15 protein-coding genes are annotated in these 11,640 nt (G+C 41.5%); 10 read left to right on the top strand and 5 right to left on the bottom strand.

Annotated elements, in window-relative coordinates:
* Both KTHG_RS10035 and KTHG_RS10030 read left to right on the top strand, forming a co-directional pair.
* On the top strand, positions 1 to 255 hold a 255-nt coding region (locus KTHG_RS10035), incomplete at its 5' end, for a zinc ribbon domain-containing protein (protein WP_139993612.1).
* A gap of 273 nt (positions 256 to 528) precedes the next feature.
* Positions 529 to 1,383 carry a hypothetical protein gene (locus tag KTHG_RS10030; RefSeq protein WP_139993254.1) on the top strand — a complete coding sequence of 285 codons (855 nt, stop codon included), beginning with the start codon at positions 529 to 531 and terminating at the stop codon, positions 1,381 to 1,383.
* A 121-nt stretch (positions 1,384 to 1,504) separates the two neighbouring features.
* On the opposite strand, the gene KTHG_RS10025 is transcribed toward KTHG_RS10030, so the two are convergent.
* On the bottom strand, positions 1,505 to 2,380 hold the full coding sequence (locus KTHG_RS10025; protein WP_139993252.1) for a DMT family transporter: 876 nt from the start codon (positions 2,378 to 2,380) through the stop codon (positions 1,505 to 1,507).
* A 114-nt stretch (positions 2,381 to 2,494) separates the two neighbouring features.
* On the opposite strand from KTHG_RS10025, the gene KTHG_RS10020 reads away from it, so the two are divergent.
* On the top strand, positions 2,495 to 3,370 hold the full coding sequence (locus tag KTHG_RS10020) for a LysR family transcriptional regulator (protein ID WP_126990356.1): 876 nt from the start codon (positions 2,495 to 2,497) through the stop codon (positions 3,368 to 3,370).
* Between the two features lie 35 nt (positions 3,371 to 3,405).
* Here the strand turns inward: KTHG_RS10020 and KTHG_RS10015 are convergent, their stop codons facing one another.
* Together KTHG_RS10015 and KTHG_RS10010 are read right to left on the bottom strand one after the other, a co-directional pair.
* Complete coding sequence (locus tag KTHG_RS10015) at positions 3,406 to 3,753, bottom strand: DUF6176 family protein (protein WP_139993251.1); 348 nt, start codon at positions 3,751 to 3,753, stop codon at positions 3,406 to 3,408.
* Positions 3,754 to 3,812: 59 nt separating this feature from the next.
* Entirely contained in the window at positions 3,813 to 4,532 is a 720-nt protein-coding gene (locus tag KTHG_RS10010; RefSeq protein WP_139993249.1) for a Fe-S oxidoreductase, read from the bottom strand.
* Positions 4,533 to 4,673: 141 nt separating this feature from the next.
* Between KTHG_RS10010 and KTHG_RS10005 the strand changes: the two genes are divergently transcribed.
* The 6 genes from KTHG_RS10005 to KTHG_RS09985 all read left to right on the top strand — a co-directional run bounded on the left by KTHG_RS10005 (position 4,674) and on the right by KTHG_RS09985 (position 8,615).
* Positions 4,674 to 5,342, top strand: coding sequence for a response regulator transcription factor (locus tag KTHG_RS10005; protein WP_255512426.1), 669 nt, complete (start codon positions 4,674 to 4,676; stop codon positions 5,340 to 5,342).
* A gap of 53 nt (positions 5,343 to 5,395) precedes the next feature.
* Positions 5,396 to 6,301 carry an ATP-binding cassette domain-containing protein gene (locus tag KTHG_RS10000; RefSeq protein ID WP_139993245.1) on the top strand — a complete coding sequence of 302 codons (906 nt, stop codon included), beginning with the start codon at positions 5,396 to 5,398 and terminating at the stop codon, positions 6,299 to 6,301.
* Positions 6,294 to 7,037, top strand: a complete 744-nt coding sequence (locus KTHG_RS09995; RefSeq protein ID WP_139993243.1) for an ABC transporter permease subunit — start codon at positions 6,294 to 6,296, stop codon at positions 7,035 to 7,037. Before KTHG_RS10000 ends, KTHG_RS09995 begins: the two co-directional genes overlap by 8 nt.
* 12 nt (positions 7,038 to 7,049) lie before the next feature.
* Positions 7,050 to 7,961, top strand: a complete 912-nt coding sequence (locus KTHG_RS09990) for a sensor histidine kinase (RefSeq protein ID WP_139993241.1) — start codon at positions 7,050 to 7,052, stop codon at positions 7,959 to 7,961.
* Between the two features lie 51 nt (positions 7,962 to 8,012).
* Positions 8,013 to 8,186 (top strand): hypothetical protein, encoded by a 174-nt coding sequence (locus tag KTHG_RS21225; RefSeq protein WP_158620988.1) that lies wholly within the window; start codon positions 8,013 to 8,015, stop codon positions 8,184 to 8,186.
* A 99-nt stretch (positions 8,187 to 8,285) separates the two neighbouring features.
* Positions 8,286 to 8,615, top strand: coding sequence for a nuclear transport factor 2 family protein (locus KTHG_RS09985; RefSeq protein ID WP_186439556.1), 330 nt, complete (start codon positions 8,286 to 8,288; stop codon positions 8,613 to 8,615).
* Positions 8,616 to 8,656: 41 nt separating this feature from the next.
* Here the strand turns inward: KTHG_RS09985 and KTHG_RS09980 are convergent, their stop codons facing one another.
* Together KTHG_RS09980 and KTHG_RS09975 are read right to left on the bottom strand one after the other, a co-directional pair.
* On the bottom strand, positions 8,657 to 9,784 hold the full coding sequence (locus KTHG_RS09980) for a zinc-dependent alcohol dehydrogenase family protein (protein ID WP_139993237.1): 1,128 nt from the start codon (positions 9,782 to 9,784) through the stop codon (positions 8,657 to 8,659).
* Between the two features lie 200 nt (positions 9,785 to 9,984).
* A complete protein-coding gene (locus KTHG_RS09975) occupies positions 9,985 to 10,476 on the bottom strand; it encodes a DUF1572 family protein (protein WP_139993235.1) in 492 nt (163 codons plus the stop codon).
* 82 nt (positions 10,477 to 10,558) lie between these two features.
* Between KTHG_RS09975 and KTHG_RS21220 the strand changes: the two genes are divergently transcribed.
* Positions 10,559 to 11,640, top strand: a 1,082-nt coding sequence (locus KTHG_RS21220) for a hypothetical protein (protein WP_147633095.1), incomplete at its 3' end; no start/stop codon positions are given.

Here is an 11,640-nt window from a genome sequence, read left to right as displayed (position 1 = left end):
AGTGATGTGTCATGGTCTTCTTTTGTACAAAAACTGATGTATAAGGCGAAATGGTTCGGTAGAAAAATTGTTGAAATCGACAGATTTTTCCCATCGAGCCAACTTTGTCATGCCTGTGGTCATCGAGATGGCAAGAAAACATTGGATATTCGTGAGTGGACTTGTCCATCTTGTGATACGACACTAGACCGCGACATCAATGCAAGTCGAAATATTTTAGCCGAAGGGCTAAGAATTTTGAACCAACAACCGTAGGAACTACGGGGATAGCCTACTAAAAAAGTGAAGCCGCTGTTTCAAGCAAGTGGAAACAAGCAAGCACTGTTTGTAGGAATCTCCCACTTCAAGCACGTTCGCAGAATGGCTAAGTGGGGGTAGTTCAAGTAGATGTATTGCTATTGTACCGAATGTCATAGCTGTTCTACAATGATTGCATGAAAATTTTAAGTCTTATGAATATTTTGTTTAAAAAATAACTTTTCACCCGATAGCAATAGTATAGTTTATTAAATAGAGAGAAGGTGCACCATGTCGATTGAACAATTAAAAAAATGCTTCACTACCGGCAACTACCGCGATGCACTGGCAATTGGTGAAAGCTTACTTAATGATACAACTTTAACAGACGACCAAAAACGTCATGTTCTCTATTGCTGTACATTATGCGCGCGTTATATAGAAGAACCTGATTTTATTTTGTACTATTTCAAATTATTTAGTGAACATATGCCTGTAGCAGCCTCACTAGAACAGCAAATTCCTTTTTTACACTGTAAAGTAGCCATTTTATTTTTTGCAAATCAACATCAACAGGCTCTCGAACTTGCTAACTCCTTACTACTGACAATTAAAAATCTACCAAATTTACATGATTATATTTATATTTACGCATCCGTCTTACACTATAAATTACTGTATTTCCTTAATTCTGGACTCTACACACAGGCCGTCAAAACGTACAATGGCTTGGATAAATTTATGATTGAAGCGCTTGAAATATCTGTGCCGACCTTACTTATGCAAATTCATGGGCATCTCACAAGTGCCTACTTACGCCTAGCACAGTGGCGCACAGCAAATGAACTTATTCAAGCGATGCTACAAACGCCTTGGCTCGAAAAAGCGCCGTATATAAAAGCACATCTTCAAATTCGCGAAAATGCCTTGCATCATATTTTGTCCGGTAAGGATTTCTCATATGATGCAAATCATGAGCTATTCCTTATATGCCAACCCATGTCGCGTATTACCTTATCGGTATTTCTTGGCGACATCAAAGCATTGCAAGCGCATTCTTCGTCTATTACTACATTGTATGTAGAATGGGAAAATTATCTAACCGCCGCACCAAGTGGCCAAGAATTAATTGCCTATTTAGCATAACAAATTTTCTTTTTTTAGCGTTCGCAACGAAAAACCGGAACCGCGCTACAGCACGATTCCGGTTTTTCTTATGCTCATATGAACGATTGTTTTTATACGTATGTCCCACCCTCTTTTGTATTTAAAGATGTTCCTTCTTCATAAACACATTTGTTTTCGGTACATAATTTGCGATGAGCACACCACTTAAAATAAGCACTGCTCCAGCAACTGCTACACCTGTCATCACTTCGCCAAAAATCATAAAGGCAAAAATAACTGCGAATACAGGTTCTAATGAGAAAATAAACCCCGCTTCTTCTGCTGATGTATAGCGCTGTGCCACTGGTTGCAGCACATAGCCATACGCTGAACATAATAGTGCCATTCCTAAAATAGCCATCCATTCATTCGTCGTTGCGGGCATCATTGGTGCTTCTACCACAAAGCCTACACAGCCATATAATGCTGTAAAGCCTAACTGGAAAATACCGAGCTGCAGCGGCTGTACTTTCTTAGCATAATGATTTGTCCACACTAAATAGAGTGCATTACAAATCGCGCATAATAAGCAAAGAATTGCTCCGTAAGATAAGCCAAAATCATCGCCGATTGTGAGCAGTGCAAGGCCTGCAACTACTACCGCAAGGCTCATCATCGTTTTACGTGATGGAATATGTTTGGTTATTAACGCATGAAGCAATGGTACAAAGACCACCGTTGTACTCGTTAAAAAGCTCGCCGTTGACACCGTTGTAGACTGCATGCCATTTAATAGGAATACAAATACTCCGTACATCGGCAATGCGAGAATAGCACTTGCGACTAGTGTTTGCTTTGTGACACGGATAATTTTTTTATAAAATAGCGCAGCCATCACGATAAATGCGAGCGCAAAACGCCACACAATAATCGATGATGTATTGAGTGATTCTAATCCCACTTTCATAAATATATATGAACTCCCCCACGCAATGGCTATGGAGATTAATAATAAATTTGCTCTTGTATGACTCATCGTTCTACGTTCCTTCCACCTAAAATCCTTTGTTATTTTAGCACCATCTATTGCATTAATAAAACGAATGTTTATAATATAAACATTAGAAAATCTTATTTAAGAGGACACATTATGAATTCATACGAAGCATTTTTAAAAATCATTGAAACAGGGAGTTTTACCGCCGCTGCTAAGCAGTTAGGCTACACACAGTCAGCTGTGAGCCAAATCGTACAATCACTCGAATATGAGCTCGATACACAGCTTGTAATCCGTTCACGCAAGGGAATTACCTTAACCCCAGATGGTGAGCAATTTTTACCATATATTAAAAATATTTGCTACGCTGAAAAAGAGTTATTTAAAAAGCAACATGAAATGAAAGGACTTGATAAGGGCATCGTTAAAATCGGTGCGCTTACGAGTGTCGCATGTCATATTTTACCGAATAGTATTAAGCGTTTTAAACGTACATTCCCCGGCGTACAATTTGAAATTCGTCAGGGTGAATATACAGATATTACGAATTGGATTTTAGAGGGTGCTGTTGATTTTGGCTTTTTAAGTGACCAAACGAGTCCACTTCTAACGATGCATCATTTGATGGATGATCCACTACTTGCGGTCTTATCACCGCTTGATGCCCTGGCAAAAGAAGCCTCCCTATCACTCGAATCACTCGCTACCGAACCATTTGTATTAATTGATGAGGGCGAGTCGAATGATGCGCTAGAGCTATTTGAAGCGGCTAATTTAGAGGCAGACATTCATTATATTGTCGAGGAAGATTATGCGGCAATGGCATTAATTGAACAGCAGCTTGGTGTAGCGATTATGCCAGAACTCATGCTTGCACGTTCGCCCTATCGTGTGACAACACGTCCCCTTAAGCCTGCCGCCATGCGTCCACTGCATTTAGCATATAAAGATTATAAAATTCTACCGATTGCGAGTCGTAGCTTTATTGATTCGTTAATTGCACAATTCGCTAAGCAAAAAATCTTATAAAAAAGGAGTCACCCATTTTTGGGCAACTCCTTTTTTTATTGCATTACCTGTCGCACGCGTTGTGGAATCATTACCACTGCCGGTGTCAGCTCCTCTGGTCGAAAGGTGTTATCAATACATTTATCCCAGTATGCCAAATGCTTCACATCAATCCAGTGCGTCGATTCCTCGACGTCGATGCCGCCAGGACCTTGCACCGAATACCAATACAAATACTCGCTACCATCCTTATGCTCGCGTAAAATCGTTTCGACATACATTTTTTCGCCCTCTAACGTTACAAGGACATCCTTCATATTGTCATTTAAAAATTGCAACCATTCATCAACGACCGCAGATTTTCCTTCCTTTACTTTAAAGCGTGTACATTCTACCTGTAGCATTGTCCCCTCCACATTCATTATACAAAAAAAGGAACCACGAATACGTGATTCCTTCCAAATTAATCCTGCTCGAGTGGGCAATAGCCACATGCCCCAAGCCCTGGGATGTCCTTTGATAAGCAGCAAGATTTGCGAATCGGCTGATTGACAAGACTTGCGGGTGCTTTGCCTTTTGTATAGTCATAATATAATGATTTTTGGCTGAAGCGGGCCCATACTTCCGGTGATTCTAATAGTTCTAAATCATCCATTGCACGGTCTGCTAGAAGCGGATCATCGAGTAACTTCGCATAGATATTTGTGATATGCACAAAGAAATTATCCCAAATGACGCGTGGCGAAATCGCCGTCACATTACGCAAATCCTGCACAACCTGATAGCATTGCTTATATAAAATGGTCGACATCGTATAAGCACGGTCATCGTCGTCCACATAGCGCCAATCATTTGGATTTGCGAACATACAAATTGTATAGACACCATTTTCATTCGTCGCATCAAAGCGTAAATCCTCTTCGTTACCATCCCATACCTCATCAAACGCGGTCAGCATATAAAACTGCATCGCAATAAATTGACCATAGCGCTTTGAAAAATGCGAAATCGCAGCGGCCTTCGAAGTCGCATTCGTAATCCCCTGCATTAAGTCGCCCATTTCATCTTCCTGGAAAAATTGCTTATGCACGCGGTCAAGCGTAAAGAGTGAACGCACGGGTGGTGTTGTATAAACATTGTACGAATCAAGCATGAGCACTTGATCCATCGTTAAAGCTGGCATTGTATCACCTGAATTCTTAAGTAGTCCTCTTTATCATAATACAAATCATTTTAAAATGTGCAATTACCGGTCTAAACACTCAGACACATAGACAAATTTTCATTTTTTTCCTACACTAAGCATAGTTAAAGGAGCGATATTATGCAGATTTTAATTATTGAAGATGAACGAGATGTCAGCAATGTATTAGTCGAAATTTTAGAACAGGCGGGCTTTGAAACGGTGACGGCCTATGATGGTGCGCACGCTCTGACTCAGCTTTCTACTACGTATGATCTTGTGCTGCTTGACCTCACATTACCATTTGTAGATGGTGAAACGATTTTAGCACAGCTCCGTCAGCAATCAACAATCCCTGTCATTATTATTTCAGCGAAAAATGCAACGACGACAAAGGTGGAATTACTGCGTCTTGGAGCAGATGATTACATTACGAAGCCATTTGATATAGAGGAAGTTGTCGCACGTATTGAATCAACACTGCGCCGCGCATATGGTCCGGCGGTTATACGACAAAAACGCTATACATATCAAACAATCTCACTTGATGAAGCACAGCAACTTGTGACACTTGCTAATCGTACACTTGCACTGACGGCGACAGAATATGCGCTACTGCATTTATTCATGTCTCAGCCACAAAAAATTTTCACGAAGGAAAATTTAATTCGGAGCCTGCGTGATGATGGGTATACAGGTGATGAGGGCACCATTAAAACGCATATTAGTAATTTACGCCATAAGCTACAGCCGATTGATGCGATTGAAACCATTCGCTATCTCGGCTACCGCCTTCGTCCACTATCTTAACGTTCGCTTGACCTTCATGCGCTATACTGAGCGCGATGAAAGGATGAACTACTATGAATATTTTAGAAACAACACAGCTAACAAAAACATATGGTCGAAACACCGTCGTTCATAATGTGTCATTGACTATTAAGCGTGGGCATATTTATGGCTTAATCGGCACAAATGGCGCCGGAAAATCTACGCTGATGAAAATGATTTGTGGCTTTACAGCACCGACGTCTGGCAGTATTCGCTTATTTGATGATGTAAACTTACGAAAGCAACAGCAAAAAATCGGTAGCATGATTGAAGCCCCTGCACTCAGTGAGCATATGACGGCACAGGAAAATTTACGCCATGCGCGCCTATTACGAGGTATTCCAAACAAGGCGCTCGAAACGGAATTACTGACGCTCGTTGGTCTGCCAGATGTTGCGCATAAAAAAACGAAGGATTTTTCACTTGGTATGAAGCAGCGTCTAGGCATTGCCTTGTCACTTGTCGGCAATCCAGATTTTCTTTTATTAGATGAACCAGTCAACGGGCTCGATCCCATCGGTGTCGTTGAAATACGGAAATTGCTAAAAAAATTAGTCGAAGAACGCAATATGACGGTTTTAATTTCGAGTCATAATCTACCGGAATTATTTCAAACAGCAACCGATTATTTTATTATGCATCAAGGGATGCTCGTACAAACATTGACTCATGAGGAACTCGAAAAAGCCTGTCAGCATTATTTATATATTGAAAGTGACAATACAGCCCATACGTTGACGGCGCTCGAGGATTTAGGCTATGAACAGCTTGTCGTACTCGAAAATGGTGGCATTAAGGTGCTCGATGAGGTTGCGTCGCTTAGTGACTTATCGCGCCAATTAATTGAAGCGGGCGCTTTATTGACAGCCTTTTACCGCCACGGGGATACGCTCGAAAATTATTTCCTATCGGTTATTGGAGGTGCTGCACATGTTTAATTTAATTCGTGCACATTGCTTTTCACTGAGCCGCGCGCGCACAACATGGCTCTTATTTGCAGCAAGTGTCGTCTGTGCTCTTGTTATGCTATTATTTTTAAAACGCATTGGTGCCAGCGAATCCTCACTTGGTGGCATCGCCTTTTTCTTTTCAGATTTAAACGTTGTCACACTTATCGGCGCCGTCCTTGCCACCTTACTCATTTCCAATGACTTTGATAATCGTACAATGCAGCATACGATTAGTGCAGGGCATTCTCGCGCACAAATTGTCACGAGTAAATTTATCGTGTATTGGCTCTTCATGTGCCTGTATTTACTACCATTTGTTGCCGCTAGCTTCTGGATTTTTTATGCAGATGCGCCTTATACATTCGGTGTCCCAATGGGCGGTATGATTAGCGCGATGAATAGTACGACACAAATCTCAACAGCAGTTGCGTTACTATTAAGCCTCATCATTGTGTATGTAGGCCAAACATCACTTGCCGTGATGCTCGCCTTTTTCTTAAAAAAGCCAACCTTTGTCATCGTCCTTTTTTATGCCATTTCAGTATTGTGCGGACAGCTAGCCGCAAATAATTTAAACTGGCTAAACTGGACACCCTTTGGCGGCGATGCCATTACAGTTACTGCCGATTCATCGTTACTCGCTATTTGTCTTGTATCGTTGCGCTTTATTAGTATTTGTGTTGGTATTACCATCTTATATTTTAGAAAAACAGATATTCATTAAGGGAGGTGCTGTATGTTAATTTATGTGTTGTTAAGTATTCTGGTTCTGCTCCTTCTTTATATTTTATCGATGAAGCAACAACTACGTACGATTCAACGACAGCTAATGGTACGGCAGCACACACATCAAAACCAGCCCCTTCATTTACAATTGCTGCATAGGCAGTTAAATACACTCGTCGCTAGCTGGAACGACGTGCTAGCACATGAGCAGCAGCTACGCCAGGCAAGTGTACGGCAGGAAAATTACTATAAGGAATTCGTATCGAACATTTCACATGACTTTCGCACACCATTAACCGCCATTAAAGGGTCCTTACAGCTACTCGATGTTTCCGCCTTAGACGCCGCACAGCAGCAAAAGTATCAAATAGCACTCGCACATGTCGCGCGCCTTGAAGCATTACTACACAGTTTTTTCGAGTATGCCTATGTGATGAATCAGCAGCAAACACCCCCACTCAAGCCTATCCAGGTGGATGCTTTATTGACCGAAGCAATTGCCGCACATTATGCCGCATTTGAACAACAGAAGATGCGGATCGAATTCGCGACTATAGAGGAAAATCTATGGCTGCTAAGTGATGATGAATGGCTCTCAAGAATTTTTGATAATTTACTGCAAAACAGCTTGAGTCATAGCGCTGAAACATTAACAATTTCCCTTCAAACGACCGAATCACAGTGCATTATGACATTTGAAAACCCTTTACTTCAGCCGCTAAAACAGCCGCCAGAGATGCTTTTTGAACGTTTTTATCACGAGCAATCACAGTCAACAGGACTCGGCTTAGCGATTGTGCGTAAACTCGTTGAACAGCTCGGTGGTAGCATTTCGGCAACGGCGACCAATGATTCATTACACTTTGCACTTATACTTCCTTTTGATAAGTCGTCATCGTTCACAAAAACAGCGGAAATGTGATAATATGATGATAATAAAATGATGTGTATTCTAAATAAAGGTCGTGGTAAAATGGAAAAATATTTTCATGGTCTTGTCGCATTAGCGGCAATCATTTCAATTTTATTTGTCACAAACATCATTAATAGCACGGTATTTCTTATCGGGATTGTGCCTGTTAGCATCATTATGCTAATTGTCGGTACACTCGAAATCAAAAACACACTTGTCTCTGGCAAAGTATAAAGAAAAAGGAATCGCAGCGAATGCGATTCCTTTTTTTAGTTGAACAACGCCTCGTGAAAATGGTAAAATCAACGTCCATCAATGAAAGAGGTGATTGTCATGAACGAGGAAATTTTTGCACTTGAACGCCGTTTAATGAAGCGAACTCGTCAGGATTTTGAGCAATTATTAGCCGATGATTTTTATGAAATTGGTACATCTGGTAAGACCTATACAAAAGGAATTGAACTCGATGCCCTTCTAGAGAATACCGTCGTAACGGAGCTTCCAGATATTTTGAACTTCCGTATCCACGAACTATCTGCCACAGTCATTCAGGCACTGTATGATACTGTGGAATTTTCTGGTCGTCGTTCTCATCGTAGCTCGCTTTGGCGTAAAACCAATGATACGTGGCAATTATTTTTCCATCAAGGTACATCATTTTAAAAAGGTAGGCAGATAGGATTTATCCTACTGACCTACCTTTTTTATTCAAATGAAATTAAAATACGTGTATATTCCCCGCTCGCAAGTAAGTCAAAGCCCTCGTTAATCTCTTCTAAACGAATCGTTTTAGCTATCAGCTCATCCACCGGTAATTTTCCCGCCTTCATAAGCTGAATGTAATGTGGAATGTCTCGGCGTGGCACCGCACTTCCTACATAGGAGCCCTTTAGTGTTTTTTCGCTCGCCGTTAATGTCACATACGGTAGCGCAAAGGTTGCCTTTGGATCGGGTAATCCTGTCGTTGTCGTAACACCGCCTCGCTTCGTAATAGCATAGGCCACCTCAAGCGCCGGTACAACACCTGCCGTTTCGAACACATAATCAAAGCCACCATTCGTTTCCTCTAAAACACGGTCAATAATGTCCGCTTCATCTGAGCGATATGTTGCGGTTGCACCGAGCTCCGCTGCACGAACAAGCTTTTGATCATTAATATCAAGGGCGACAACCTCTCTTGCACCCGCCGCAATGGCTCCGAGTAGCGCGCTAAGACCGACACCCCCAAGGCCAACGACAGCAACTGAGCTCCCAAGTGGCACTTTCGCTGTATTAGCAACAGCACCAACACCCGTAATAACCGCACAGCCAAATAAGGCTAGTTGCTCCGCTGTCAAATCTTCCGTCACCTTTACGAGAGACTGCTTCGACACAACCGCATAGTCAGAAAAAGCAGAAACTCCGATATGGTGATAAATTTTTTCATCCCCATTATGTAACCGAATACCGCCATTTAATAAGGTCCCAGCTTCATTTGATTTCGCCGCGCGCTCACATAAAGCAGGGCGACCTTCCTGACAAGGCACACACGTCCCACAGCTTGGCACAAAGACGCAAATAACCTGGTCCCCCTTCGCAAAATCCGTCACACCCTCACCTACTGACATTACTATACCAGCCGCTTCATGACCAAGCGCCATTGGTACTGGACGCGGACGACTACCATTCACAACAGACAAATCTGAATGGCAAAGACTAGCTGCTAAAATTTTGACGAGCACCTCATCGCGACCCGGCGCATCCAATTCTAATTCTTCAATTTGAATGGGCTGACTTTCTTTATACGGTGTGCTAGCCCCTAGCTTCCTCAGTACGGCTGAACGTATCTTCAAACGAATCAGTCCTTTCATTTCAGTTTTTTATACAATTATTATTTTATTCAATTATATTTTTACACTACTCTTTCGTTAACAACTTCCATGGACAAAAAATAATGCACCCTATTTATTATCGTGTACTGGATGAAGAAAATGCCTTGAATTTAGTAACAGGAAAATGGGAAGAACAAGAAGAAATCGTGTTGTAACACGGATTATCGTTTCTTCGCAATGCTTAAATTTTGCCACTGCTCATCCTTTATAAATTTTGCAATATAAATTATTTGACCAATATGATAACCATAATGGTCCACCTGGCGTTGAATGGCATCAATGACGGACATTTCCTCTTGTCGAATCGTAATGATTTGCGACAAGTTTTCATCCGTCAGCTCCTGTAATGTCTCAAAAACAACTTGCCAACCCTTCTGCCAATCTTCTTCTAATGCGGCACGTGTAGGATAGGTATCCCTAAATTCCGCATCTCGTTTTCGCCAAGATTTCTCACCATCTGTTGTTAAAAAGTCGGTCCATCGTGACAACATATTGCCATGCAAATGCTTCACAATCGTGGCGATACTATTCGATTCCTTCGAAGGATTTACTAACAATTCTTCAAAGTTTAACTGGGCCATTGCCTTTTCTGCTAAAAGCTTTGATTTCTCAAAACTTGCAATCGTGGCCTCTAAATAAAGTTGTCCAAGCATCTCATCACCTCCTCGCATTCTTTACCCTGTTTTTACCATAAAAATGTTATGCTGTAAGTAGATACCATCAAGGAGGGGTTCTATGTATTACGCTTATGCGTTTATGAATGTCATTGTATATATTATTTACGCTGTTTTTCTTATCATTGGTGCACATATGACACAGCCACTATTTGGACTGCTACCACTGCTCGTCTTTTACACAGCGAAATATACGGGCGGCTTCTTTTGGTATAGCTTTTCAAAAATGCGCACCACACAATTATTTAGATGGCTCATTGTATGCGCCGTAGTCGGTTGCATACTGGGCGTTGTTTCACTAAAATATCCAGCCCTTCTTAACATCTCGGCCATTTTATTAGGACTATGTTGTAGCGTATTATTACCTACATACACGACCGTTTTGAAAACTCAAAAAGGTTCAAAAAAATCACAGATGCTCTGGTCAGCGCTTCTTGCATGCTGCTGGTTACTCATCTTAGTGCCCGCCATTACATCTAAACAGTTTTCCTTTGTCTTTTTGTGGATTGGTCTCGCATTCTTTTTCCTACTGTTTCTACCCGTTAAAAATGTGCCAAAGATCATTACACCGACTCGTCCAGCACAGCGCTACACTGGGCTTATTGCCTTTATCGTCTTGAGTGCAATGCTATTCATCGTCAAATTTGTCCGAACCGTTGAATGGCAAACTTACTTTTCAAGCATCGTTTTAGTCATACTCTTTTTAGTGACCTGTGCGATTATGTGGTACTCATGGCATCATGTACGCGCCTTTTCTACAACACTGCATCTATATAGCTATGCAGATGGCTTACTCGTTGCCTTTTTCTTTATGGTCACTGTATTTGAACACTGGCTGACGGCAGCATCCACCCTTCATGTCGTGTACATACCTTATATTATCGGTGTGCTCTTGTCCTTCATTTTGCCGTTCAAGTTCTCTCGCAACACCTTACTACTCATCGTTTTACTATGTAGTTGGGGATTAGTGTATGAACCATTAATCACCGTCGTAGCAATTGGTATCGGTTACAGCCATACAAAATTTGCGGCGGATTTAAATGGGGATTATTACAAAGCAGCTATTCCGGCATTAAAGGAGAATGCGTTATTAGTTAAAAATCGCTTTTATCGTCTTGGCGGTATTTCGATACAGGTCCTCAT

Source organism: Kurthia sp. Dielmo (genome assembly GCF_000307285.2).
GTDB classification, from domain to species: domain Bacteria; phylum Bacillota; class Bacilli; order Bacillales_A; family Planococcaceae; genus Kurthia; species Kurthia populi.
This window is presented reverse-complemented; position numbering and strand designations above follow the sequence as displayed.

Bases quoted from the DNA above. Each gene is read 5' to 3' on its own strand.
- KTHG_RS21225 (WP_158620988.1), top strand. From the start codon at position 8,013: ATGGAAAAATATTTTCATGGTCTTGTCGCATTAGCGGCAATCATTTCA.
- KTHG_RS09995 (WP_139993243.1), top strand. From the start codon at position 6,294: ATGTTTAATTTAATTCGTGCACATTGCTTTTCACTGAGCCGCGCGCGC.
- KTHG_RS09975 (WP_139993235.1), bottom strand. From the start codon at position 10,476: ATGCTTGGACAACTTTATTTAGAGGCCACGATTGCAAGTTTTGAGAAA.
- KTHG_RS10020 (WP_126990356.1), top strand. From the start codon at position 2,495: ATGAATTCATACGAAGCATTTTTAAAAATCATTGAAACAGGGAGTTTT.
- KTHG_RS10025 (WP_139993252.1), bottom strand. From the start codon at position 2,380: ATGAGTCATACAAGAGCAAATTTATTATTAATCTCCATAGCCATTGCG.
- KTHG_RS09990 (WP_139993241.1), top strand. From the start codon at position 7,050: ATGTTAATTTATGTGTTGTTAAGTATTCTGGTTCTGCTCCTTCTTTAT.
- KTHG_RS10010 (WP_139993249.1), bottom strand. From the start codon at position 4,532: ATGCCAGCTTTAACGATGGATCAAGTGCTCATGCTTGATTCGTACAAT.
- KTHG_RS10015 (WP_139993251.1), bottom strand. From the start codon at position 3,753: ATGCTACAGGTAGAATGTACACGCTTTAAAGTAAAGGAAGGAAAATCT.
- KTHG_RS10000 (WP_139993245.1), top strand. From the start codon at position 5,396: ATGAATATTTTAGAAACAACACAGCTAACAAAAACATATGGTCGAAAC.
- KTHG_RS10005 (WP_255512426.1), top strand. From the start codon at position 4,674: ATGCAGATTTTAATTATTGAAGATGAACGAGATGTCAGCAATGTATTA.
- KTHG_RS09985 (WP_186439556.1), top strand. From the start codon at position 8,286: ATGAACGAGGAAATTTTTGCACTTGAACGCCGTTTAATGAAGCGAACT.
- KTHG_RS10030 (WP_139993254.1), top strand. From the start codon at position 529: ATGTCGATTGAACAATTAAAAAAATGCTTCACTACCGGCAACTACCGC.